At 69.8% G+C, this 21,259-nt stretch carries 26 protein-coding genes; 16 read left to right on the forward strand and 10 right to left on the reverse strand.

What is annotated here, in order from left to right; genetic code table 11:
* The first annotated feature begins 28 nt into the window (after positions 1 to 28).
* On the forward strand, positions 29 to 1,462 hold the full coding sequence (locus tag C5B96_RS17865; protein WP_233189209.1) for a hypothetical protein: 1,434 nt from the start codon (positions 29 to 31) through the stop codon (positions 1,460 to 1,462).
* Positions 1,463 to 1,573: 111 nt separating this feature from the next.
* On the opposite strand, the gene C5B96_RS13820 is transcribed toward C5B96_RS17865, so the two are convergent.
* The 5 genes from C5B96_RS13820 to C5B96_RS18025 form a co-directional block, all read right to left on the reverse strand.
* On the reverse strand, positions 1,574 to 2,233 hold the full coding sequence (locus tag C5B96_RS13820) for a TIGR00730 family Rossman fold protein (RefSeq protein ID WP_104245939.1): 660 nt from the start codon (positions 2,231 to 2,233) through the stop codon (positions 1,574 to 1,576).
* Positions 2,234 to 2,332: 99 nt separating this feature from the next.
* Positions 2,333 to 3,028, reverse strand: a complete 696-nt coding sequence (locus tag C5B96_RS13825; protein ID WP_104245940.1) for an Abi family protein — start codon at positions 3,026 to 3,028, stop codon at positions 2,333 to 2,335.
* A 139-nt stretch (positions 3,029 to 3,167) separates the two neighbouring features.
* A complete protein-coding gene (locus tag C5B96_RS13830; protein ID WP_104245941.1) occupies positions 3,168 to 4,232 on the reverse strand; it encodes an ATP-dependent DNA ligase in 1,065 nt (354 codons plus the stop codon).
* Between the two features lie 49 nt (positions 4,233 to 4,281).
* A complete protein-coding gene (locus C5B96_RS13835) occupies positions 4,282 to 4,908 on the reverse strand; it encodes a response regulator transcription factor (RefSeq protein WP_104245942.1) in 627 nt (208 codons plus the stop codon).
* Positions 4,909 to 4,938: 30 nt separating this feature from the next.
* Complete coding sequence (locus C5B96_RS18025) at positions 4,939 to 6,594, reverse strand: histidine kinase (protein ID WP_104245943.1); 1,656 nt, start codon at positions 6,592 to 6,594, stop codon at positions 4,939 to 4,941.
* 218 nt (positions 6,595 to 6,812) lie between these two features.
* Between C5B96_RS18025 and C5B96_RS13845 the strand changes: the two genes are divergently transcribed.
* The 6 genes from C5B96_RS13845 to C5B96_RS13870 all read left to right on the forward strand — a co-directional run bounded on the left by C5B96_RS13845 (position 6,813) and on the right by C5B96_RS13870 (position 11,251).
* Positions 6,813 to 7,547 carry a hypothetical protein gene (locus tag C5B96_RS13845; RefSeq protein ID WP_146078189.1) on the forward strand — a complete coding sequence of 245 codons (735 nt, stop codon included), beginning with the start codon at positions 6,813 to 6,815 and terminating at the stop codon, positions 7,545 to 7,547.
* 130 nt (positions 7,548 to 7,677) lie between these two features.
* A complete protein-coding gene (locus C5B96_RS13850; RefSeq protein ID WP_104245945.1) occupies positions 7,678 to 8,547 on the forward strand; it encodes an LLM class F420-dependent oxidoreductase in 870 nt (289 codons plus the stop codon).
* Between the two features lie 14 nt (positions 8,548 to 8,561).
* The gene (locus C5B96_RS13855) at positions 8,562 to 9,056 is read left to right on the forward strand and encodes a VOC family protein (RefSeq protein ID WP_104245946.1); all 495 of its coding nucleotides are present in this window, start codon (positions 8,562 to 8,564) and stop codon (positions 9,054 to 9,056) included.
* 134 nt (positions 9,057 to 9,190) lie between these two features.
* Positions 9,191 to 9,730 carry a DinB family protein gene (locus C5B96_RS13860; RefSeq protein WP_104245947.1) on the forward strand — a complete coding sequence of 180 codons (540 nt, stop codon included), beginning with the start codon at positions 9,191 to 9,193 and terminating at the stop codon, positions 9,728 to 9,730.
* Positions 9,731 to 9,831: 101 nt separating this feature from the next.
* Positions 9,832 to 10,665, forward strand: a complete 834-nt coding sequence (locus C5B96_RS13865) for an SDR family oxidoreductase (protein WP_104245948.1) — start codon at positions 9,832 to 9,834, stop codon at positions 10,663 to 10,665.
* 97 nt (positions 10,666 to 10,762) lie between these two features.
* Positions 10,763 to 11,251 carry an NUDIX domain-containing protein gene (locus C5B96_RS13870; protein WP_104245949.1) on the forward strand — a complete coding sequence of 163 codons (489 nt, stop codon included), beginning with the start codon at positions 10,763 to 10,765 and terminating at the stop codon, positions 11,249 to 11,251.
* Positions 11,252 to 11,335: 84 nt separating this feature from the next.
* Here the strand turns inward: C5B96_RS13870 and C5B96_RS13875 are convergent, their stop codons facing one another.
* On the reverse strand, positions 11,336 to 11,629 hold the full coding sequence (locus C5B96_RS13875; protein WP_104245950.1) for a hypothetical protein: 294 nt from the start codon (positions 11,627 to 11,629) through the stop codon (positions 11,336 to 11,338).
* A 496-nt stretch (positions 11,630 to 12,125) separates the two neighbouring features.
* Between C5B96_RS13875 and C5B96_RS13880 the strand changes: the two genes are divergently transcribed.
* Complete coding sequence (locus C5B96_RS13880) at positions 12,126 to 12,731, forward strand: hypothetical protein (protein WP_104245951.1); 606 nt, start codon at positions 12,126 to 12,128, stop codon at positions 12,729 to 12,731.
* Between the two features lie 25 nt (positions 12,732 to 12,756).
* On the opposite strand, the gene C5B96_RS13885 is transcribed toward C5B96_RS13880, so the two are convergent.
* Both C5B96_RS13885 and C5B96_RS13890 read right to left on the reverse strand, forming a co-directional pair.
* Complete coding sequence (locus tag C5B96_RS13885; protein ID WP_104245952.1) at positions 12,757 to 13,731, reverse strand: NAD-dependent epimerase/dehydratase family protein; 975 nt, start codon at positions 13,729 to 13,731, stop codon at positions 12,757 to 12,759.
* Positions 13,728 to 14,168 carry a MerR family transcriptional regulator gene (locus C5B96_RS13890; RefSeq protein ID WP_104245953.1) on the reverse strand — a complete coding sequence of 147 codons (441 nt, stop codon included), beginning with the start codon at positions 14,166 to 14,168 and terminating at the stop codon, positions 13,728 to 13,730. Before C5B96_RS13890 ends, C5B96_RS13885 begins: the two co-directional genes overlap by 4 nt.
* A gap of 99 nt (positions 14,169 to 14,267) precedes the next feature.
* On the opposite strand from C5B96_RS13890, the gene C5B96_RS13895 reads away from it, so the two are divergent.
* Both C5B96_RS13895 and C5B96_RS13900 read left to right on the forward strand, forming a co-directional pair.
* Entirely contained in the window at positions 14,268 to 14,912 is a 645-nt protein-coding gene (locus C5B96_RS13895) for a MerR family transcriptional regulator (RefSeq protein WP_233189210.1), read from the forward strand.
* Positions 14,909 to 15,886 (forward strand): hypothetical protein, encoded by a 978-nt coding sequence (locus C5B96_RS13900; protein ID WP_104245955.1) that lies wholly within the window; start codon positions 14,909 to 14,911, stop codon positions 15,884 to 15,886. Before C5B96_RS13895 ends, C5B96_RS13900 begins: the two co-directional genes overlap by 4 nt.
* Before the next feature lie 43 nt (positions 15,887 to 15,929).
* On the opposite strand, the gene C5B96_RS13905 is transcribed toward C5B96_RS13900, so the two are convergent.
* Positions 15,930 to 16,787 (reverse strand): SDR family oxidoreductase, encoded by an 858-nt coding sequence (locus C5B96_RS13905; RefSeq protein ID WP_104245976.1) that lies wholly within the window; start codon positions 16,785 to 16,787, stop codon positions 15,930 to 15,932.
* Between the two features lie 121 nt (positions 16,788 to 16,908).
* Between C5B96_RS13905 and C5B96_RS13910 the strand changes: the two genes are divergently transcribed.
* From C5B96_RS13910 to C5B96_RS13930, 5 genes are all read left to right on the forward strand, one after another.
* On the forward strand, positions 16,909 to 17,136 hold the full coding sequence (locus C5B96_RS13910; protein ID WP_104245956.1) for a plasmid stabilization protein: 228 nt from the start codon (positions 16,909 to 16,911) through the stop codon (positions 17,134 to 17,136).
* The gene (locus tag C5B96_RS13915) at positions 17,133 to 17,549 is read left to right on the forward strand and encodes a type II toxin-antitoxin system VapC family toxin (protein WP_104245957.1); all 417 of its coding nucleotides are present in this window, start codon (positions 17,133 to 17,135) and stop codon (positions 17,547 to 17,549) included. Before C5B96_RS13910 ends, C5B96_RS13915 begins: the two co-directional genes overlap by 4 nt.
* 60 nt (positions 17,550 to 17,609) lie before the next feature.
* Entirely contained in the window at positions 17,610 to 17,966 is a 357-nt protein-coding gene (locus C5B96_RS13920; RefSeq protein ID WP_104245958.1) for a DUF2200 domain-containing protein, read from the forward strand.
* A 108-nt stretch (positions 17,967 to 18,074) separates the two neighbouring features.
* Entirely contained in the window at positions 18,075 to 19,226 is a 1,152-nt protein-coding gene (locus tag C5B96_RS13925) for an LLM class flavin-dependent oxidoreductase (protein WP_104245959.1), read from the forward strand.
* 4 nt (positions 19,227 to 19,230) lie between these two features.
* Positions 19,231 to 19,863, forward strand: a complete 633-nt coding sequence (locus tag C5B96_RS13930) for an FMN reductase (protein ID WP_104245960.1) — start codon at positions 19,231 to 19,233, stop codon at positions 19,861 to 19,863.
* Positions 19,864 to 19,998: 135 nt separating this feature from the next.
* Here the strand turns inward: C5B96_RS13930 and C5B96_RS17185 are convergent, their stop codons facing one another.
* The gene (locus C5B96_RS17185) at positions 19,999 to 20,454 is read right to left on the reverse strand and encodes a hypothetical protein (RefSeq protein ID WP_146078190.1); all 456 of its coding nucleotides are present in this window, start codon (positions 20,452 to 20,454) and stop codon (positions 19,999 to 20,001) included.
* Positions 20,455 to 20,535: 81 nt separating this feature from the next.
* Here C5B96_RS17185 and C5B96_RS13940 point away from each other — a divergent pair, with 81 nt between their 5' ends.
* The gene (locus tag C5B96_RS13940) at positions 20,536 to 21,234 is read left to right on the forward strand and encodes a CatA-like O-acetyltransferase (protein ID WP_104245962.1); all 699 of its coding nucleotides are present in this window, start codon (positions 20,536 to 20,538) and stop codon (positions 21,232 to 21,234) included.
* The last annotated feature ends 25 nt before the right edge of the window (positions 21,235 to 21,259 follow it).

A 21,259-nucleotide genomic window follows, 5' to 3' on the forward strand; every position in this document is an offset into this window, starting at 1 on the left:
GGCACAGGTCGGCCGACCATTGGAAGACATGCAGCCCGAACCAACCGATTCCCCCCGCCGTTCCGCCCGCCGCGCATCTGCGCAGTCGGCCCCGAATTTCGAAGTACCTGTTCCGCCCGCGGCTGGTGCCGCCGCCGATGCGGTGGTGGATGCCGCCGCCGATCGTGTCGCGGATGCCTCCGCAGGATCCTCCGTCGCCGCGTTGCCGGTTGAGGCCGCCGCTGGCTCTGCTGAGATGGCCGCTCCCTCTGGCGAGGTGGCCGCTCCGACGGTCGCGTCGATCGGACCCGACGCCTTCCCCACCCGCCGCTCGCTGCGGGCCCAGCGCAACCGCGCGTCGAGCGGGTTCGTCGCCGGGCCGAAGAGGTCGGACGCTGCGGATGCCGCCCCGATCGCCGCGGTCGTGCCAGCCGCGACGGTAGCCGTGGTGCCGGCCGCGACCGTTCCGGTGGTTTCGACCGCCGCGATGGCGCCGAGCGTGCCCGATGCGTTGGCTGCCGAGGCTGAAGACGTCACACCGGTGGTGGAACTGGTCGATGCTTCAGAGGCTTTGCCCAGCATCCCGCTGGTCATCGAACGTGACCACGCCGAGGCCGCCGACCGCAGCACCCGCGCGGCCCGCAGCCGCAGCGCCCACGGCACCCGCCCGGCCCGCAGCGAACGCCCCGCCCGCGGGCGGCTCCGCAGCCGCAAGGTGCTCGTCTCCTCCGCGATCGTCGCCACCGGGGTGCTCGTCGGCTCCGGATTCGTCGTGCAGACGACCGTCTCGGCGAACCAGGCCGCGGCCGACAAGGCGGCATCCACAGCCCGAACCCAGGCCGACGTCGTCGCCCGCGTCGAGCAGTCGAAGATCGACGCCGAGGCGCAGAACGCGCTGTCGAAGGCGAACGCCGTCGTCGACCAGGCCGCGACGAAGGTCGATGCCACCCCGCTGATCGCCTCGATCGCGTCGCTGACGAACTACACGCAGCTCGACACGCAGACCGTGACCGCCCTCACCACGCAGACCGTGACGCAGGCCGACACGGTCGCGGCCGCGGCAGCCGAGGCCGACCGCGTCGCCGCAGAGGCCGCTGCCGCAGCCGCCGCGAAAGCCGCTGCCGACGCCGCTGCTGCCGCCGAGGCCGCCGCTGAAGCGCTGGCGCAGGGCAACACCGTCGCCGGGGCGAAGGCCACGGCATCCCGTCTCGCCTCCTCGAACTACGGCTGGGGCGACAGCCAGTTCTCGTGCCTGTCGTCGCTGTGGTCGAAGGAGTCGGGCTGGCGCTACGACGCCTACAACGCCTCGAGCGGTGCCACGGGCATCCCGCAGGCCCTGCCCGGCAGCAAGATGGCGTCGATCGGCAGCGACTGGGAGACCAACGCGACCACCCAGATTCTCTGGGGCCTCGCCTACATCAAGGGCTCGTACGGCACTCCCTGCGCCGCCTGGTCGCACTCGCAGTCGGTCAACTGGTACTGACCCAGCGCCCCCTCGCGCGTTCACGCTCGCGCGGTCGAAACCCCGAAAGTCGCCGGTTCTGGATGCTCAGACCGGCGACTTTCGGGGTTTCGGCGCCCTGCGCGGGCCGCGTCAGGGTCGCGGGGCGTTGAGGTTCTGCATCTCGGTGCCGGGGGAGGCGGTGACGCGGGTCGGCGGCTGGTAGCTGCGGAAGGCATCGACGAGTTCGTCGATCGAGTCGGAGAAGCGGAGCATGCCGGTGTAGCGCGGGTGCGTGAAGCCACGGTCGCGCATCGTCTCGACGAGGGTGATGAGCGGGTCGTAGTAGCCCGCGACGTTCAGGAAGCCGCAGGCTTTTTCGTGGATGCCGAGCTGCGCCCACGTCCACTGCTCGGTGATCTCCTCGAGCGTGCCGGGGCCGCCGGGCAGGGCGAGGAAGGCGTCGGAACGCTCGGCCATGATCGTCTTGCGTTCGTGCATCGTGTCGACGATGACGAGATCGGAGACGGTGTCGTTGATCTGCTCCCGGTCGTGGAGGGCCTGCGGAATCACGCCGGTGACGTGGCCGCCGGCGGCGAGGGCGGAGTCGGCGACGGCGCCCATCAGCCCGACATGCCCGCCTCCGTAGACGACGCCGATGCCGCGCTCGGCGAGGACGCGGCCCACCCGTCGCGCGGCGTCGAGATAGACGGGGTCGTTGCCGGTGCTCGATCCGCAGAATACGGCGATCGTGAACGGGCGTTCGATGCGTTGGGCGCGTGCGTCGGCGTCAGCGTCTGCGTCAGGTGTCATGAGGGTCCTCCGCTCCCATTCAACCCGACCCCGGCGTGACCTCGCGCCACGGGGACCCTCCAGGCCCCGATCTCGCCGCCCCTTGCCACGCTGCCCGGGTCAGGGCCGCTGGCGGAGGAGAGAACCGACCTCGCTGTGCGCCTGAAGATGCGCTGACGCCTCTTCGGAGAGAAGGCGGACGAGATACACGATCCTGCGCCGCATGTCTTCCGAGCCTCGCAGGATGTTCTCGTGGTGAGCGACCCTGTTGCGGAAGGTCCGCAGGCTTGCGAGCGAGGTGTTCAGTCGACGACGATCCGTGCCCGAGGGGAACGCCTTGTACAGGTGAGGAACCCAGACCGTCTTCTCATGTGAGTCGGCGACCAGAAACGTCCAGAACCCGAACATGAGTTCCGCGATGACCTTGCCGGGTACAGGTGGAAGCCCGTTCGTTGACGCCGCGGCCGCGCGAGCCCGCTCGAAATTCTCGCGGGGGATGCGGTTCGAGTCGGTCTGCAGACCCGAGGCGCGGTTGCGCCGTGCTGTGATCGGGAAAAGCGCCGAAAGCGTCCGCGCATCAGTCCAGTGAAACTCGCCTGCAACCGTCGCACGCTGGAGGGCCCGGTCGCAGGCATTCCGCAGGCCGACTTCGAGGTGGCTCAGGTCGTGGAGGAACGCGGCGCTCAGTTGGGCGTTCCATTCGTACAGAGCGAGTGCCCTGTTGCGGTCGCCACCAGAGGCGGAGAGATACGTTGTGAACCGCCCGGCGCTGAGCCACTCTTCGACCCAGCCCGTGCTGTCGAGGTTCTGAGCCACGAGGATCCTTCCGGGGTACCATAGATGTGTAAGCCCCCGCTGACCGCTGGTTCATGTTACTCGGGCTGCGAACTGAAGGCTCCGGTATTCCGCCTCGGCGGACCCGGAGTCTTTCCCTTTCTTCGAGGTGGCGCAGGGGTCAGACCAGCACCTCCGAGAGGTCGTAGGCGATGGGGCGGTCGAGCTGGTCGAAGGTGCAGGAGCGGGCGTCGCGGTCGGGGCGCCAGCGGTCGAACTGCACGGTGTGGCGAAAGCGCATGCCCTCCATCTGGTCGTAGCGCACCTCGACCACGAGTTCGGGGCGGAGGCGCACGTACGAGACATCCTTCGAGCCCGAGAACCGGCTGCGATCGGTCTCGCCGCGCACGACCTCGCCCGCTTCGTCTCGCAGCACGTAGGGATCGAGCTCGTCGATGAGCTCGAGGCGGCGCGCGTCGCTGAACGCTGACGCGCCCCCGATGTTCAGCAGGTCGCCCTCGTCGGAGTACAGCCCGAGCAGCAGCGACCCCACGCCCCTGCCGCTGGCGTGCATCCGGTAGCCGAGCACGACGACATCTGCCGACCGGTGGTGTTTCGTCTTCAGCATGATGCGTTTTCCCGGTGCGTAGGGTGCGGCGAGGGGTTTCGCCACGACCCCGTCGAGGCCGGCTCCCTCGAACTCGACGAGCCAGCGGCCGGCGAGGGCTTCGTCGGTGGTCACCTGGCTGAGGTGCACCGGATGCTCGACCTCCGCCAGCAGCGATTCGAGGGCCGCGCGGCGCTCGCCGAAGGGGCGGGCGGCGTAGTCGTCGTCGCCCTCGCCGTCATTCACGCTGAGCAGGTCGAAGGCGACGAACATAGCCGGTGTCTCGTCTGCCAGCTTCTTGACGCGACTGGCTGCCGGATGGATGCGCTGGCTCAGCGTCTCCCAGTCGAGTTTCTCGTGCCCGGGCTCACCCCGGCGCACGACGATCTCCCCGTCGAGCACGCAGGGCCCGGGCAGGAGGCGCGCGAACGCCTCGACGAGTTCGGGGAAGTAGCGGGTGAGCATCTTCGATCCCCGACTGCCGATCTCGACCTCCGTGCCGTCGAAGTAGACGATGGCGCGGAAGCCGTCCCATTTCGGCTCGTAGCTCAGCCCGCCGGCGACCCGGTCGGGGTGCGGCACGGTGTCGACGGCCTTGGCGAGCATCGGGGTGACGGGGTTCTCGGGGGAGTAGCGCATGCCTCGATCTTGCAGCACGGTGCGCCTCGGCGACAGTGGGTTGCGAGGGTCAGAAGCGATTGTCGCGGGCCCAGAGCGCGGCGCTGGTGCGGTCGGCGACGCCGAGGTGACGGAAGATGCTGCCGACGTGCGCCTTGACGGTGCGTTCGGCGATGCCGAGGTGGGTGCCGATCTGCTTGTTCGACATGCCGCGGGTGAGGAGGCGCAGCACCTCGGCTTCGCGTGTGCTGAGCGCGGGGCCCGGGCCTGGGCCTGCTGTCGGGACGGGCGATGCGGCGCGCGGGAGGAGGGCGCGGGCGACGCGCGGGTCGAGCGGTGCGTCGCCGCGGGCAGCCGCGCGCACGGCGGAGAGCAGCACGGCGGGCTCGGCGTCCTTCAGCAGAAAGCCGATGGCGCCGGCCTCGAGCGCCTCCCGCACCCGCACATGGTCGTGGAACGAGGTCAGCACCACGATGTTCGCGTCAGGGCGGGCGGCCAGGATGCGCCGGGTGGCCTCGGCGCCGCCGATGTCGGGCATCGAGAGGTCTATCAGGGTCACGTCGGGGGCGAGTTCCGCCGCCATCCGCACGGCGTCGAGCCCGCCGCCCGCTTCGCCGACGACGGCGAGGTCGGGTGTGGAGGAGAGGAGCGAGATGAGCCCGCCCCGCACGAGCGGATGGTCGTCGACGACCAGCACGGTGGTGCGGGGTGGGGGCGTCGTCGGTCATCAGCGCGGCACCCTCAACCGCCAGTGCGTGCCGGCGCCCGGCGCGGTGCGGAGCGCGAGCTCGGCGCCGGCCTCCGAGACCACGTCGGCCAGAACGCGAAGCCCGAAGTGCCCTTCGGCGGGGGCCGCCAGCACCGACGCGGCATCGAACCCGGCTCCGTCGTCGACGATGTCGAGCTGCGCGACCGCGTATCGGGCGCCCCCGGTGGAGGCAGGCCCAGCCGTGTCGAGCGCGGGTGCGCCGTCATCGGGTCGCGCGGCGCTGCGGGCACTCGCGGTGTTTGACGCCGCGGCGACGCCGACGGGGTCGGCCATGCCCGCGTGCATGCGCCGGGTGTTTGACACCGCGGCGGCGCCGACCGGGTCGGTCGTGCCCGCGTGCGCAGGCCGGGCGTCCGTCGGCAGCGGCAGCGAAGACGGCGGCAGCGGCAGCGAAGACGGCGGCAGCGGAGACAGCGGCAGCGACCGCGCGTCCGGCAGCGGAGACGACGGCGGCGGTCCGAGCGCGATCGTCACGTGGGCGGCGCCCGAGTGCTTCGCCGCGTTGACCAGGCACTCCTGCGCCACCCTGAAGACGAGGCGGGACTGCCGGGCATCCAGAACCAGCGTGTCAGCCACGGCCACCTCGACCTCGACACCGCGCGACCGGAGGCCTGCGGCGAGGTCGTCGAGCGCCGCGCCGATGCCCGCCGTCTCGAGCGAGGGCGGGTAGATGTCGACCAGCAGCGAGCGCAGGCCGCCGATCGTGCCGCGCACGGTGCCGGCCGAGCGGGTGAGGTCGGCCGCGAGGGCTGCGTCGCCGGTTGTGGATGCCCGCTCCGCCGACCCGGCGAGGGCGAACGAGAGGCCGGCGAGGTCCTGCACCACGCCGTCGTGCAGCGTTCCGGCGATGCGGCGGCGCTCGGCGGCCGACGCGTCGAGGGCTCTCTGCAGCAGCTCCTCGCGCTGCTCGCGGGAACGCTCCAGCAGTCGCAGCAGCCTCCAGAGCACCGGTGCCAGCAGCAGAACGAGCAGCACGATACTGCTGACGGTGAGCGCCGCAAAGCCGCCGAAGAGCTGTTCGGTGCGATCATCCACCTCGTCGTAGCGGAAGTACGCTTCGAAGAGGAACTCCTGGCCAGAGGGCGAGTGCACGGCACGGTAAGTCTCGAGCAGCTTGCCGGAGCCGGTCTCGAAGACGTTCTCGGGGGCATCCAGATTGCTGACCTCGGCGCGCACGCCCGGCTCTTCGAGCGCCTCGATCTCGTCGTCGCCGAACTCGAAGGCCTGCCCGATGAGCGCGCTCTCGTCGGAGTAGACGATCGCGCCGCTCGGGGCCCAGATCTTGACGCGGGAGACCGACAGGTTGAGCACGTGGGCCCGCACGACCTCGTCGATGCGCGAGAGGGCGGCCGGGTCGCCGACGAGCAGGCCGTCGGTGAGGTCAGGTTCGATGAGCCCGCCGGCGATGAGGTCGGCCCGTTGGGCGGCGCCGTTCACGGCCTCCGTCTCGGCGAGGGCTCGGGCGGCGAGCAGGCCGAGCACCACGACGAGGGCGATGACCCCCAGCGCGGCCAGGCCCACCCAGGCGAGCAGGCGGCGGCGGTCGAGTTCTGCTCGGTCGGTGCGCGTGGTGCTTCGGGAGAGAACGATCCACGGCGTCGGGGCGGTGGTCACAGCGCTGTCGCCCCCCTTTCCCCGTGTCGCGGCCGGCTTCCCCGGGGCCGCGGCCAGCCCAGGGGCCGGTGTTCACCGGCGCGATACTGCGCAGCGATTCGCGGCCGGCTGCCCGGCTCGTACAATCTAACTGGCGGATGTGCGCGCTGCGAACCCCGGCACCGCCGGTTCAGCAGATTATGCGCAGACGACACGATTCCCGAAGGAGCACGACACGCATGGCAGGTAGCACGGGTACGAAATGTCCCGTCTGTGGTAAATCCATAGGTGTCGGCCTGGTATCGGGAACCCTGATCCAGCACGAGAACAAGAACGGCGAGCGCTGCGCAGGCACCGGCATGGCGCCGGTGGTCGCAGCTCCCCGCGGGTCGGGTTCGGCGGGGTCGGGTCGCGCAGGCGGCGCGGCAGGCTCAGGTGGCTCTGGATCGGGCCGCTCGTCGGCAGCCGGTTCGCGCACCGCGGGCGGCTCGGGTTCTGCGCACAAGCCGTCGTCGGGCACGAGCATCAGCGGGGGCGGGGCCGGAACGGGCGGCGCCGGAGCCGGGGGCCGCGCCGCCGCGCCCGCGCGCCGCGGGGTCACCGTGCGCAAGGTCGAGGTCGACCAGGACTGGCTGCGGGCCCGGGAGGAGAAGCAGGAGCGCCTGCGCCTCGAGCGTGAGGCCCGTGCGCGTGCCCGCAACGAGATCTACTCGACGGGCATCGGCGAGGAGGATGTGGCGGAGGCGGGCGATGCGGGCGACGTCGGTGATGCGAGTGACGCCGGTGCTGCCGGTGACGCCGGTGATGCTGTCGACGTTTCTGCTGTCGACGGTGCTGCTCTCGACGGGGCAGCCTCGACGGGCGAGTCCGTGTCTTCCGACGCGACTCCGGATGCCGCTACCGCAGCCGAGACAGAGGCCTTCGACCTCGGCACGACGGAGATCGAGCCCGACGAGACTCCCACCGAGCGCTGAGGCACTGCCGGGCATCCGGAGTCGAGCGCTGAAGGCGCCCACGGGCATCCGGAGCCGCCGACGGAGGCCGTGGCGAGCGCCGGCGCAAACTGTTCACCCCGATGTCGGCGGGCAGTCGTAGGGTGAAGCCATGAAACTTGGCATCCACTTCGCGAACTTCACCCTCCCCGGCGGCCCCGGGGCACTCGGCCCGACCCTCGCCGCCACCGCGGAGGCCGCCGAGGCGGGCGGAGTCTCGCTCTTCACCCTGATGGACCACTGGTTCCAGATGGAGAGCCTCGCCACGTCGTACGACCCGATGCTCGAGGGCTACACCTCCCTCGGCTTTCTCGCCGGCAAGACCGAGACGATGCGGCTCGGTCTGCTGGTCACCGGGGTCACCTACCGTCACCCGGGCCTGCTCGCCAAGATCGTCACGACGCTCGATGTGCTCTCGGGCGGCCGCGCGATGCTCGGAATCGGCGCAGCCTGGTACGAGCGCGAACACCTGGGGCTCGGCGTGCCCTACCCCGACATCAGCGAGCGGTTCGAGCGCCTCGAAGAGACACTTCAGATCTGCCGCCAGATGTGGAGCGACGACAACGGGCCCTACGACGGCAGGCACTACCACCTCGCCGAGACGATCTGCGTGCCGCAGCCGCTGCAGAAGCCGCACCCGCCCGTGTTGATCGGCGGCAGCGGTGAGAAGAAGACACTGCGCCTCGTCGCGAAGTACGGTGACGCCTGCAACCTGTTCGACGTGGGGCTCGAAGGGTTGCAGCACAAACTCGACGTGCTGCGCGGGCACTGCGACACCGAGGGTACGGACTACGACGCGATCGAGAAGACGGTCATCGTGTCGGCTGAGGGGTTGGATGCTCCTGACGAGTTCCTCCGCACGATGGAGCAGTACGCCGGCATCGGTGTCTCCCTCGTGACGACGGTGCCGGCCGACCCCGACCCGGCAGCCTGGGTGTCCCGGGTGACGGAGTCGCTCGTTCCGCGTCTCGCGGCGATCTGAAAGGCAGAACGATCATGCAGGCCATCAGCCCCTTCCTCTGGTTCGACGACCAGGCCGAGCAGGCCGCCGAGTTCTACACCGGCATCTTCGACAACTCGCGCATCCTGAACATCTCCCGCTACCCAGAGGGTGCCGCCTACCCGGCGGGCACCGCCATGAGCGTGAGCTTCGTGCTCGACGGGCTCGAGTTCCAGGCGCTGAACGCGGGGCCGCAGTACCACTTCAGCGAGGCGATCTCGTTCTTCGTCTCCGCCGACAGCCAGGAGAAGATCGACCACCTCTGGAACTCCCTGCTCGAAGGCGGCGGCAGCGAGGGGCAGTGCGGCTGGCTGAAAGACCGGTTCGGCCTGTCGTGGCAGATCGTTCCGCCCCAGCTGGGGCAGCTGATGAGCGACCCCGACCCCGAGAGGTCGTCACGCACGATGCAGGCGATGCTGCAGATGCAGAAGATCGTCATCGCCGACCTGCAACGGGCCCACGACGGCGACGACGACGGCGACGGTGCGTGACCGGATGCCCGACACGACGCGCTGTGCCACGGTCTGACGCGACCATCCCGACCAGAGCAGACCTGATCCGCCCCGACCGACCCGACACGGTCGGCTGAACCCGACCCCACCCGACCTCGAGCGAAAGCGAGACCATGACCGAGAACACTGATACCAGCGCGTCCGACATCCTCGCCGACTCGTTCACTCGCGTCAGCGGCTCCGTGCACTCCGTGTTGCGCGGGGTGACCCAGGCCGACCTGGCGGCACGCGTCGACCCCGAGGCGAACACGATCGCATGGCTCGTCTGGCACATCGCGCGGGGCCAGGATGCCCAGGTGAGCGCCCTCGCCGAGACCGATGAGCTCTGGACGAGCGACGGCTGGTACGAGAAGTTCGGCGTGCCCTTTGCCTCGTCGGCCTCGGGCTACGGCCAGAGCCCGGCGGATGTCGCGGCCCTCGACGACATCGGCGCAGACCTGCTCGGGGGCTACTTCGACGCGGTGCACGCCCGCACCCTCGAGATCGTCGGGTCGCTCGACCCGGCGGAGTTCTCCCGGGTCGTCGACGACTCGTACGATCCGCCGGTCACACTCGCCGCGCGGCTGGTTAGCGTGGTGAACGACTGCACGCAGCATGTCGGCCAGGCCTCGTTCATCAAGGGGTTCGCCCGTCGATCCCGCGGCGCATCCTGAGCCGCTGCGACCAAGCATCCTCATCCACTGCGACCAATCGGGCAGGTTTCGCAGGCCGGCTGCGTTGCATCCGGGGCACGCACATCGCTGAAGGGAACACAATGAAGGTTTGGTTCATCACCGGAACGTCACGGGGCTTCGGCCGCGAATGGGCAGAGGCAGCCCTCGAGCGGGGCGACAAGGTCGCCGCAACCGCTCGCAACACCGACTCCCTGAACGATCTCGTCGAGAAGTACGGAGACGCCATTCTGCCGATCTCCCTCGACGTGACCGACCGCGCGGCAGGCTTCGCCGCCGTTGCCCAGGCGCACGAGAAGTTCGGTCGGCTCGACGTCGTCGTCAACAACGCCGGCTACGGCCACTTCGGTTTCATCGAAGAGATCACCGAAGACGAGGCCCGGGCGCAGCTCGAGACCAACGTGTTCGGCGCTCTCTGGATCACGCAGGCGGCGCTGCCGTTCCTCCGCGCCCAGGGCAGTGGTCACATCATCCAGGTGTCCTCGATCGGCGGCATCTCGGCCTTCCCGCTCGTCGGCATCTACCACGCCTCGAAGTGGGCTCTCGAAGGGTTCAGCCAGGCTCTCGCGCAGGAGGTCGGCGGTTTCGGTATCCACGTCACGCTGATCGAGCCCGGCGGGTTCTCGACGGACTGGGCCGGCTCATCGTCGTCGACCTCGGAGCCGCTGGCGGACTACGCCGAGCTGCACGAGAAGGTGGCCGAGGGTCGCAAGGCACGGAACGCGACGCCTGGCGACCCCGCGGCCTCGGCTGCGGCGATCCTGAAGATCGTGGATGCCGAGGAGCCGCCCCTCCGCGTCTTCTTCGGCACTTCCCCGCTCGGCATCGCGAAGGCCGACTACGCCTCGCGCATCGAGACGTGGGAGAAGTGGAACGACGTGTCGGTGCTCGCCCAGGGCGGCGCCGCCTCCGAGTAGGGGGAGGAGTTGCCGGGTGCCAGCCATCGTTTGGCGCCCGGTACCCGGCTCACGGCGCCCGGCGGCCGCTTCGTGGATGCTCGGCTAGCCTTGGGGCATGGCTACCCCCGACTTCGTGCTGGCCCTCCGCGAGAAGGTCGGGCACGCTCCGCTCTGGCTGATCGGAACCACCGCGGTCGTCACGCGCGGCAGCGACATCCTTCTCGTCAAGCGCAGCGACAACGGTGCCTGGACGGCGGTCACCGGCGTCATCGACCCGCGCGAGGAGCCCGCCGATGCCGCCGCTCGCGAGACCCTCGAAGAGGCGGGCGTCACAGCCGTCGCCGAACGACTCGCGTGGGTGCACACCATCCCGCGGGTCGTCTACGACAACGGCGACCAGACCGACTACCTCGACTTCACCTTCCGCATGCGGTACCTCTCGGGGGAGCCTTACCCGGCCGACGGCGAGAACTCGGAGGCGCGGTGGTTCGCGCTCGACGCGATGCCGCCGATGTCGGAGGACATGGCCGCCCGCATCGCGCATGCCTTGGCGCCTGCGGTCGCCACCGAGTTCGTGGTGGACGGGGCCGCCGTTCGGCCCTAGCCGCAGCGCTTCCACCTTCCCGACCGGCTCCGCGCGCAGATCATCCGGCGTGGAGCGCGAATGGGCCGCGGAAAGTCGGTGTGGCTACGAGTCGAGTGCCTGCTCGGCGACACGGGCGCGGTCGGTACCGTCGAGCCGGCCTGTCGCAAGTTCGATCTGCAGCTGCTCCCTGAGCGCTGTGGCTTCGGCCACGCTCAGCGACCGGGCGGCCAACACGGCCTGTGCCGCCAGCAGGCCCTGCAGGTGTTCGAACGCCTCGCGCGACCCGGTGACCGCTTCGCTCAGCGCTTCGACGCTCGCCAGGTCGGGACGCCGCTGCAGGATCGCGAGGGCCATCACCCGCTTCGCCTCCGACCTGTCCCGCAGCAGCTTCTGCACGTCGTCGCGCCGTAGCGCCGGGCGTTTCGCCAGCCGGTGCCCGCGGTCGACCGCTGCCTGCAGCCCGGCGGCGCCGCCGTCGTGGCCGGCGCCCCGCTCGCCCTCGATCGACCGGGCTCGGCGTTCGTCGGCGTGTGCGTCGGCCCAACGGCTGTCGGCGAGGTGGGTGTCGCCGCAGCCGCTCCCTGCGAGGCGACGGCAAGCGCCTCCCGCCGCAGCTCCCGGGCGCGTTCCCCATCGCCAGATGCCTCGGCGCCCTCTGCCTCGCGCAGCCGAGCGGCAACTGTAGCGAGCGCGCGCCGCAACCCTTCCGCGTCGCTCCCGCCCGTCTCCATGCGCCCAGCGTACGGCGATATCGCGGCGTGCGATGACTCGGTCGCAGGCAGTGGTTCGGTCTCTGCCGTCATCGGGCGCTGGACCCAGCTGATGGTCAAGAGATAAGATGAGCGTTCATCGTTTCTGACGTCGACGACTCCGCCGACAGGAGGAGGATGTGATGGGTGAGGCGCCCATGTATGGCAGGCGATGGCCCGACGGGCGGGCGAGGCCGTACGACCCGCTGCCGAAACCGCCGTACAACGAGGCGAAGGCGCTGGCGATCGGCCGGCCACTCGGGCATCTCGAATCGGAGAGGCTGGGGCTTCGCGGCTACTCGATCCACTCGGTCAACGGAGTGCCCGAGCTCATCGAGTCGGGATACTGCCCACTCGACTGGGCCAGTACCGCACCCGATGTGCGGTCGACGTCTGTGCAGACCGGATTCGCGGTGAGGGTGGGCGTCGACGCCGAGCAGGAGCGACGACAGCTGCTTCTGCATGCGGCGAACCACCTGCACAACTCCCACCCGTACTGGAAGTCGAAGATCGGGAAGAGCGAGTACGACCCGGAGTGGTACGGCGTTCGGGAGGCGCTGGAGGAGGCGGTCGAGTTCCCGCTCACGATCGATTTCGAAGGCCGCGCGACGGAGGTGCAGGCGTTCGACCACCTCGGCGACCGATTCGCGCGGCTGGCGCTGCCCGATCAGGGCGTGATCGTGACGATCGCGGGGCTGCCCGAGGTCTTCGGGGAGCGCTTCACGCTGCGCCTCCCGCGTTCCGAGTGAGCGCCGCCGCGAGGCGCGCCACATCTCAGACGAGGCCGAGCTCGCGCAGGCTCTCCGCCGTCTCGACGATCGTCTGCTCTGCCGGGCGCGGCGCGAAACCGAGCTCGCGCTTCGCCCTGTCGTTGTGGATGACCAGCGGCGCCGGCTCGTCACCCGGCTCTTCCTCGGTCGGCACCTGGGAGGCGAACGCTCCGAGGCGAGCCCGCAGCACCTTCGCCACGTCGAGGAACGTCTTCGTCGGCCCGTCGGCGAGTGCGAGGTAGCGCCGCCCGGCCGCCGCCGGGGTGTTCATCGCCGCGATGTGCAGGGCCGCGACATCCCGCACGTCTGCGATGCCGAAGCGCTGCCGGGGTGTGTGGGTCATCGCCCCGGTGAGCATCGCGGTGAAGACCTGCAGCGACGACCGGGCGTCGGTGGTGAGCGTCGGGCCCGCGATCCAAGTCGGGTTGATGACCGCGAGTGAGAGGTCGCCGCCCTCGCGCTCGATGAAGTCCCAGGCCGCCCGTTCGGCGACGGCCTTCGAGAGCGGGTAGGCCGCGAGGCCGGGTGTCGACGGGTCGGTCCAGTCGTCTTCGGTGTAGTCGCGAACCGGTTTGGGGGAGTACCCGATCGCCGCGAACGACGAGGTCAGCACGACGCGCCGGGCGCCCGCATCCCGCGCCGCCCCGAGGAGGCGGAGCGCCCCGTCCCGGGCCGGAACGACGACCTCCTCGGGTGTCGTGCCGAGCAGCATCGGCGACGCGAGGTGGTAGACATCCTCGATCCCATTGGCCGCGGCGGCCCAGCCCTCATCGGCTGTGAGGCTCGCGAAGACGACCTCGAGCGCACCCCCGCCGAGCATGTCGGCCGGCACCCCGGCCCGCACCAGCGCCTCGCGGAGGCCCGCCTCACCCGCCGGTGAGCGGAGCGTCGTGCGCACCTCCGTTCCGCCGAGCAGCAGGTCGGCGATCAGCCGTGTCGCGAGATAGCCCGATCCACCGGTCACCAGCACGCGGCTCATGAGAGCACCGCCTCGAGCTGGTCGAGCAGCACATGCACGCGACTGGCGGCCGCTTCTTCGCCGGGTCCATCGCCGCGATCGCGCGCATCCCAGAGACCCGCCTTCGCCTCGAGGTAGCGCAGGTGCACCTGCAGCGTCGCGATCTCCTGCTCGATGCGCTTCGCGTGCCGGGTCAGGATGTCGCGCTGCTCGCCGGCGGCGGAGCGCCCCTTCGCGCGGTTGGCCTGGTAGGTGCGCATGTCTTCGATGCCGACACCCATGGCCCGCAGGCAGGCGAGCACCTGCAGGTCGTCGAGGTCCTGCTCGCGGTAGCGGCGATGGCCGCTCCGCTCGTCGCGGGCGATCGGGCCGATCAGCCCGATCTCTTCGTAGTACCGCAGGGTCGGTTCGCTGAGCCGACTGCGCTGCGAGGCGTTCTGGATGGTCAACAGTGTCATGGCTCCATCAGAACAGACCTCAAGCGCTTGAGGTCAAGCACAGTTTCTGAAGCAAGTAGATATATATACTATCCGATAGCTATACTCTCCATTGTGAAGATGTCCGAACTGAGTGCCGTGAGCGGCACCCCCACCGCCACGATCAAGTTCTACCAACGAGAGGGTCTCCTCCCGCCGAGCGACAAGACGGCCCCGAACCAGGCGGACTACGGGCCGGCGCACGTCGCCCGGCTGCAGCTCATCCGCGCGCTTCTCGGCGTCGGCAAGCTCAGCATCGCCGCGGCGGCCGAGGTCATCGGCTCGATCGACTCTGCCGAGCCGGTGCTGTACACGTTCGAGGCCGCGCAGAACGCGCTCTCTGAGCACCTCGACGAGAGCGATGTGACTCCGGATGCCCTGGCCATCGTCGACGCGGCGACCACCGGCTGGCGGGTCAGCCCCGGCAACCCCGGCCGGCTGGCCGCCGCGCGGGTGGTCGACACGTTCGGCGCGCTCGGCCAGGCAGACGAGGCAGGCTGGTTCGATCGCTACGCCGCCGCGGCGCTGCTGGCCGCCGAGGCCGACCTCGACGAGATCGCCAGTCGCTCCGGCCGGGACGCCCAGGCCGAGACGGTAGTCGTCGGTACGGTGCTCGGCGATGCGCTGTTCTCCGGGCTGCGGCGGGCCGCACAGGAGCACGTGTCGAGCGGGCGTCATCCGGCACCGCCGCACGCAGCATCCACCCGACCGAACGGAGCGTCATGACCACCGCCACTGCCCCCGCGCCCACCCGGCCCCGCACCCTCGTCTCGCGGGTCAGTTGGCACCGGCCGCTGCTCGCCCTCGCCGCGGCGATGGGCGCGCTCGCTTTGATCGCGGCGATCGGCTCAGTCGTCGACCCCCGCGAGATCACCGGCGTACCGCTCTGGAACAAGCCCCTGCTCTTCGCCGTGTCGGTGGGCGTCTACGCGCTCACCCTCTCGTGGCTGCTGGGCATGCTGACGCGGTTCCGACGTGTGGTGCACGTGTTCGGCACGATCGCCACCATCGGCCTCGCCATCGAGATGGTGATCATCGTGGGGGTCGCGCTGGCCGGCACGACCAGCCATTTCAATGTGTCGACGCCCCTGGCCACGGTGCTCTGGGGGGTGATGGCCGTGTCGATCGTCGTGGTGTGGATGCTCGGCATCCCCGTCGCGGTGCTGCTGTTCCGCACCGATCTCGGCGACCCCGCACGATCGCTCGCGGTGCGGGCGGGGCTGCTTCTCGCTCTGGTCGGGATGGGGCTCGCGTTCCTGATGACCGGGCCGCAGGGGTCGCAGATCACGGACTACCAGGGGATCGTCGGCGCGCACACCGTGGGGGTCGCCGATGGCGGACCCGGTCTGCCGCTCGTCGGGTGGAGCACGGTCGGCGGGGATCTGCGCATCCCGCACTTCATCGGCATGCACGCGCTGCAGCTGGTGCCGCTCGCCGCCCTCGTGCTCGAGTTGGTGGCGCGGCGGGTGCCGGCGCTAGCGGTACTGCGCGAGGCGAGGGTGCGTGCCGGGCTGGTGGCCGTCTTCGTCGCCCTCTACGTGGGGGTGCTCGCGCTCGTCACGGTTCAGGCGCTGGCGGGGGAGCCTCTGGTGCATCCGTCGGGCACGACCCTCGCGGTCGGCGGAGTGCTCGCGGCGGCGGCGCTGGTGGCGGGCGGAATCGTTCTCGCGGTCGGGCGCCGGCCGGCGCAGGGCCGGTGACGGCTCAGACGCTCCGCCGGTCGTCTGCAGGGCCGGTGACGGCTCAGACGCTCCGCCAGTCGTTGCTCTGCAGGTGCGAGCCCGCCTGCGGCCCCATCTGCAGCATCCCGCCGTCGGCGACGAACGACGCCCCGGTGACGTAGCTCGCCTGCGGCGACGCGAGGAACGCGATCACGGCTGCGATCTCGCGCGCGTCGCCGGGCCGGCCGAGCGGCACGCCGGGGCGGCTGGCGTCGTGCGGGTTCTGGTCGGTCATCCCGGTCATGGGCGTCGCGATCTCGCCCGGTGCCACGGCGTTGACCGTGATGCCGTACTGCCCGAGTTCGAGTGCCGCGGTCTTGACGAGGCCGCCGAGGCCGTGCTTGGCCGCGTCGTAGGCGCTCGAACCGACCCGCGGCTGGTGTTCGTGCACGCTCGTCACGGCGATGATGCGCCCGCCGTGCCCGCCCGCGATCATGCGCTTCGCTGCGTGCTGGATGCCGACGAACGCACCGCCCAGGTCGGTGGTGATGATGTGATTCCACTCGTCGTAGTCGAGGTCGAGGAGCAGGGTCGACGCACCCGTGCCCGAACTGCTGACGAACACGTCGAGCCCGCCGAGCTGGTCGGCCAGGCTGTCGACGACCTCTCCGGTCGACGGGATGTCTGTCAGGTCGAGGTGCGCAACGAACGCCCGCGCGCCGAGGCTGCGCACCTCGTCGGCGGTGGCTTCGGCCCCGTCGCGGTCGGTGTGCCAGGTGATTCCGACGTCGAGCCCGTCGCGCGCCAGCGCCACCGCTGCGGCCCGGCCGATGCCGGAGTCGGAGCCCGTGACGATCGCGGTGCGGAAGGGGGCGCCGGCCCAGTCGTCGCCGGCCGCTGCGCTGTTCGGTGTGTCGCTGCTGTTCGGTGTATCGCTCATGCGGGCCACGCTAGGCGCCCCCTTCCGCCGCGTGAAGGGCTTGCGCTCGCCCTCCGCGTGCTGCGCGGCCCGTCGTACCGGTGCCGTCGGTGCTAGCATTGCTGTCAGAGGGAAGGTGCTCATGGGTACTCTGACGGTGCGGAATCTCGACGACGATGTGCAGCGCCGCATCCGTCGGCGCGCCGCCGAGAACGGGCGATCGATGGAGGCCGAGGCGCGTGCCATTCTGAGCGCAGCCGTCTCAGACAATCGTCTGGTGGCGACCTGGCTCGCCGCCGTCGCCGACATCGGCCTCGACGAGTTCGCCGTGCCGCCGCGGTCGGCGCCGAGACAGTCGGATCTCGCATGATCGTGCTCGACACGAACGTGCTCTCCGAGCCCCTCCGCAGGCAGCCCGACGACGCCGTTCTCGAATGGCTCCAGGTCGCGGCCGGAGAGGCCGCCATCACCTCGATCAGTGTCGGAGAGCTCCTCGTCGGTGCTCGACGCCTTCCCGTGGGCCGACGCCGCGATGCGCTGCTCTCGGCCGTCGAGAACATCGTCGACAACTTCGGTGCGGAGATTCTCGCCTACGATTCGCGCGCGGCGACCGCCTATGCCGCTCTGCAGGAGCGCCGTGCGGCGATGGGGCGACCCCTCAGCGTTGAAGACGGGATGATCGCGGCGATCTGTGTATCCGCCGGCGCCAGCCTCGCCACAAGGAACACGAAGGATTTCGTCGGTCTCGGCCTCGACCTGATCGACCCGTGGGCGAACGTCTGAAGCGTGCGTGGCTGGCCGATAAGGCTGGAGTAGGGCGGGGGTCGCGGGCAGAATGGGGGGATGAGCGAGCCGCACCACCGCATCTTCAGCACGAGTTTTGCGAGCATCCATGCCCTCTACGTCGCGAAGGTCGAGCGCAAGGGTCACAGCCGCGAGGAGGTCGACGAGGTCATCGGCTGGCTGACGGGATACGACCGGGGGGGCATCCAGAGTGTGATCGACGACGGTGCCGATCTGCAGGCGTTCTTCGCGGGGGCCCCGGCGTTCAACCCGGATGCGGTGCTCATCACCGGGCTGATCTGCGGAATTCGGGTGGAGGAGATCGAGGGCCCGTTGATGCAGAGGATCCGCTACCTGGACAAGCTGGTCGACGAGGTGGCCCGCGGCAAGAAGATGGCCTCCATCCTCCGCTCCTGACCCACGAGCGAGGACCGGCACGGCCTACGCTGGAGCGGTGCGGGAATAGAACGGGGCCGCCACCCGTTGAGCCGAATATCGATGCAAACGCATAGAAAAGAGAGCATCATGCAGTTCGGAATCTTCAGCGTCAGCGACGTGACGACCGACCCCACGACCAACACCACCCCCAGCGAACAGCAGCGCATCAAGGACATCGTCACGATCGCGCAGAAGGCCGAAGAGGTCGGCCTCGACGTGTTCGCGATCGGGGAGCACCACAACCCGCCCTTCTTCTCCTCCAGTCCCACGACCACGCTCGCCTACGTCGCCGCGAAGACCGAGAAGCTCCTTTTGAGCACGAGCACCACGCTCATCACCACCAACGACCCGGTGAAGATCGCCGAAGACTACGCGATGCTGCAGCACCTCGCCGACGGCCGCGTCGACCTCATGATGGGTCGTGGCAACACCGGCCCCGTCTACCCCTGGTTCGGCCAGGACATCCGGCAGGGCATCCCGCTCGCCATCGAGAACTACGCCCTGCTGCACCGGCTCTGGCGCGAAGACTACGTCACCTGGGAGGGCAAGTTCCGCACGCCCCTGCAGGGGTTCCAGTCGACGCCCCGCCCGCTCGACGGCGTGCCTCCCTTCGTCTGGCACGGCAGCATCCGTTCGCCTGAGATCGCCGAGCAGGCCGCCTACTACGGAGACGGGTTCTTCGCGAACAACATCTTCTGGCCGAAGGAGCACTACATGCAGCTCATCGGCTACTACCGCTCGCGCTTCGAGCACTACGGCCACGGAACCGCCGAGCAGGCGATCGTCGGCCTCGGCGGCCAGGCCTTCATGGCGAAGAAGTCGCAGGACGCGGTGAACCAGTTCCGCCCGTACTTCGACAACGCGCCGGTCTACGGCCACGGCCCGTCGCTCGAAGACTTCACCGAGCAGACCCCGCTCACCGTGGGCAGCCCGCAGCAGGTCATCGACCGCTACGCCGGCATGCGCGAGCACTTCGGCGACTACCAGCGCCAGCTGTTCCTGATGGACCACGCCGGCCTGCCGCTCAAAACGGTGCTCGAGCAGCTCGACTTCCTGGGCGGCGAGGTCGTGCCCGTTCTCCGCAAGGAGCTCGAGGTGAACCGGCCGGCCGGCATCTCCGACGGCCCGACGCACGCCTCGCTGGTCGCGGCGCGCGACGCGGCCGAGGCTGCCGCGGCCGAGTCCGTGGTCGCCGGTGCTGCGGCAGCGTCTCTCTCCGATCTCACCGAGAGCAGGTAGGCGAATGAATGCCCGCTCCCTCGTCGTCGTCAGCGCCGGCCTCAGCCAGCCCTCGTCGACGCGCCTGCTCGCCGACCGTCTGGCGGCGGCGACGCTCGATCGCCTGTCGGCTCTGGATGCCCCCACCACCGTCGAGGTCATCGAACTGCGCGACCTCGCCCACGACATCACGAACAACTTGCTGACGGGCTTCGCTGCGCCGAAGCTGCAGGCGGCACTGGACGCGCTGTCCCACGCCGACGGGCTGATCGCCGTGACGCCGATCTTCACGACCAGCTACTCGGGCCTGTTCAAGTCGTTCATCGACGTGATCGAGCCCACAGCGTTGACCGACCTGCCCGTTCTGATCGCCGCCACCGGCGGCACGGAGCGGCACTCGCTCGCCCTGGACTATGCCGTGCGCCCCCTGTTCACGTACCTGCACACCGTGGTCGTGCCGACCGCCGTGTACGCGGCGTCGAGCGACTGGGGCAGCGGGGCTGCGGCCGGCGGCGCTGCTTCTGGCGGCGGCGGCCTGGCCGCCCGCATCGGGCGCGCCTCGTCGGAGCTCGCGACCCTGGTCGCGGCCTCCGACCGCTCCTCCCGCGTACTCGACCCCTTCGCCCTCCCCGCCGGCTTCAGCCCGACCGGCGCCTAGCCGGCCCCGCCCGATGAAGAACCGGCGTGGAATCGAGACACGCAACGTGACATAATGTCGTTGTTGGCCCATTGCGGTGGTGCCAGAAGTGAACCCCGGGAGATCTCGTTCGACGAGGCCCGGGGTTCTGCGCATTCAGATCTCGGCGAGATGCACCTGCGATCCGAGGGCCCTGAGGTGGCTCGGGTTGCCCCGTCTGTGCTGCGTGACTGCGCCGCACAGGGTGTCGGCGATCCAGAGGAGCGGTTCCGCCGGTCCCGGCACGTGCTCGATGCGCGTGCTGGACTCGAGTTGGCGCTTCGACCGCAGCGCGTCGACAAGAGCACGGTCCAGTTTGTCTGATGGTCCCCTCGACTCGAGCTTCACCAGTCGTACGTCTCGAGCCTGCAGTTCGTCGCACAGGCGCTCGAGGCAGAGCCGTCGACGACGCTCACTGCGCACTGAGGGCTCACTGGCGCACACCACGACGACGTGGTCGAGATGAAACGACGTGACAAGGGAGACGAGCCGGTCGCGGCCGTGGGTATCCTCGTCGTGCCAGTGGACCTTCTTCGCACCGTGTCGGAGGTGAGCGCGCAGAACTGCGCGCAACTCCTCGTGGATGATCTCCGAATGAGTATATCTCGTCTTAACGATGAGGCATGAGCGTCTCTCTGCCGCGAGAATGGACCGATGAACGAACGTGAACCGAGCGCCGGAGCCGTGCAGGCGCTCGCGCCCGCGCCGATCGACCTCGCGGCGTGGGCGCGGCGCGAGCACTGGGCGTACTACCGCGAGCGGGTACCGTGCTCGTGGTCGATGACCGTCGAACTCGACGTGACCGGGTTCGTCGCCGCCCTGCGGGCATCGGGCCGCAAGACCTACATCGCGCAGCTGTGGGCCCTGGCGACCGTGGTGAACCGGCACGAGGAGTTCAGGATGGCCGTCGGAGACGACGGCTCGCCCGCGATCTGGCCGGTGCTGCATCCATCGTTCACTGTGTTCAACAGCCGGCTCGAGACGTTCGCCGTTCTGTGGGCCGAGTACGACCCCGACTTCGCGCTGTTCCATGAGCGGGCGAGGAGCATCCTCGAAGAACACCGGAGCCCGACCGGCCTCTTTCCGCAGGGAGAGCCGCCCGCGAACGCCTTCGACGTGTCGAGCCTGCCGCGCACCCCGTTCAGCGCGCTGCACATCCAGACACCCGGCGGAGTCGACCACCTGCTGCCGATCTTCACGCTCGGCCGCCACATCGAGCGGGATGATCGCACCCTCCTCCCGCTGGCCCTGCAGGTGAACCATGCAGCGGTCGACGGCTTCCACGCCTCACGCCTGCTCGGTGATCTGCAGGATATGTTCGCCGATCCGGGCTGGCTCGGCCCGATGGGCTGACATCCGACAGTGTCGCGGGGCTGAC

The organism is Subtercola sp. Z020, assembly GCF_002931235.1.
Lineage (GTDB): Bacteria > Actinomycetota > Actinomycetes > Actinomycetales > Microbacteriaceae > Subtercola.

Bases quoted from the DNA above. Each gene is read 5' to 3' on its own strand.
- C5B96_RS13870 (WP_104245949.1), top strand. From the start codon at position 10,763: ATGGCTACCCCCGACTTCGTGCTGGCCCTCCGCGAGAAGGTCGGGCAC.
- C5B96_RS13915 (WP_104245957.1), top strand. From the start codon at position 17,133: ATGATCGTGCTCGACACGAACGTGCTCTCCGAGCCCCTCCGCAGGCAG.
- C5B96_RS13920 (WP_104245958.1), top strand. From the start codon at position 17,610: ATGAGCGAGCCGCACCACCGCATCTTCAGCACGAGTTTTGCGAGCATC.
- C5B96_RS13940 (WP_104245962.1), top strand. From the start codon at position 20,536: ATGAACGAACGTGAACCGAGCGCCGGAGCCGTGCAGGCGCTCGCGCCC.
- C5B96_RS13845 (WP_146078189.1), top strand. From the start codon at position 6,813: ATGGCAGGTAGCACGGGTACGAAATGTCCCGTCTGTGGTAAATCCATA.
- C5B96_RS13830 (WP_104245941.1), bottom strand. From the start codon at position 4,232: ATGCGCTACTCCCCCGAGAACCCCGTCACCCCGATGCTCGCCAAGGCC.
- C5B96_RS13890 (WP_104245953.1), bottom strand. From the start codon at position 14,168: ATGACACTGTTGACCATCCAGAACGCCTCGCAGCGCAGTCGGCTCAGC.
- C5B96_RS13880 (WP_104245951.1), top strand. From the start codon at position 12,126: ATGGGTGAGGCGCCCATGTATGGCAGGCGATGGCCCGACGGGCGGGCG.
- C5B96_RS13885 (WP_104245952.1), bottom strand. From the start codon at position 13,731: ATGAGCCGCGTGCTGGTGACCGGTGGATCGGGCTATCTCGCGACACGG.
- C5B96_RS13905 (WP_104245976.1), bottom strand. From the start codon at position 16,787: ATGAGCGATACACCGAACAGCAGCGACACACCGAACAGCGCAGCGGCC.
- C5B96_RS13930 (WP_104245960.1), top strand. From the start codon at position 19,231: ATGAATGCCCGCTCCCTCGTCGTCGTCAGCGCCGGCCTCAGCCAGCCC.
- C5B96_RS17865 (WP_233189209.1), top strand. From the start codon at position 29: ATGCAGCCCGAACCAACCGATTCCCCCCGCCGTTCCGCCCGCCGCGCA.
- C5B96_RS13860 (WP_104245947.1), top strand. From the start codon at position 9,191: ATGACCGAGAACACTGATACCAGCGCGTCCGACATCCTCGCCGACTCG.
- C5B96_RS13900 (WP_104245955.1), top strand. From the start codon at position 14,909: ATGACCACCGCCACTGCCCCCGCGCCCACCCGGCCCCGCACCCTCGTC.
- C5B96_RS13850 (WP_104245945.1), top strand. From the start codon at position 7,678: ATGAAACTTGGCATCCACTTCGCGAACTTCACCCTCCCCGGCGGCCCC.
- C5B96_RS13855 (WP_104245946.1), top strand. From the start codon at position 8,562: ATGCAGGCCATCAGCCCCTTCCTCTGGTTCGACGACCAGGCCGAGCAG.
- C5B96_RS13820 (WP_104245939.1), bottom strand. From the start codon at position 2,233: ATGACACCTGACGCAGACGCTGACGCCGACGCACGCGCCCAACGCATC.
- C5B96_RS13910 (WP_104245956.1), top strand. From the start codon at position 16,909: ATGGGTACTCTGACGGTGCGGAATCTCGACGACGATGTGCAGCGCCGC.
- C5B96_RS13895 (WP_233189210.1), top strand. From the start codon at position 14,268: ATGTCCGAACTGAGTGCCGTGAGCGGCACCCCCACCGCCACGATCAAG.
- C5B96_RS13865 (WP_104245948.1), top strand. From the start codon at position 9,832: ATGAAGGTTTGGTTCATCACCGGAACGTCACGGGGCTTCGGCCGCGAA.
- C5B96_RS13925 (WP_104245959.1), top strand. From the start codon at position 18,075: ATGCAGTTCGGAATCTTCAGCGTCAGCGACGTGACGACCGACCCCACG.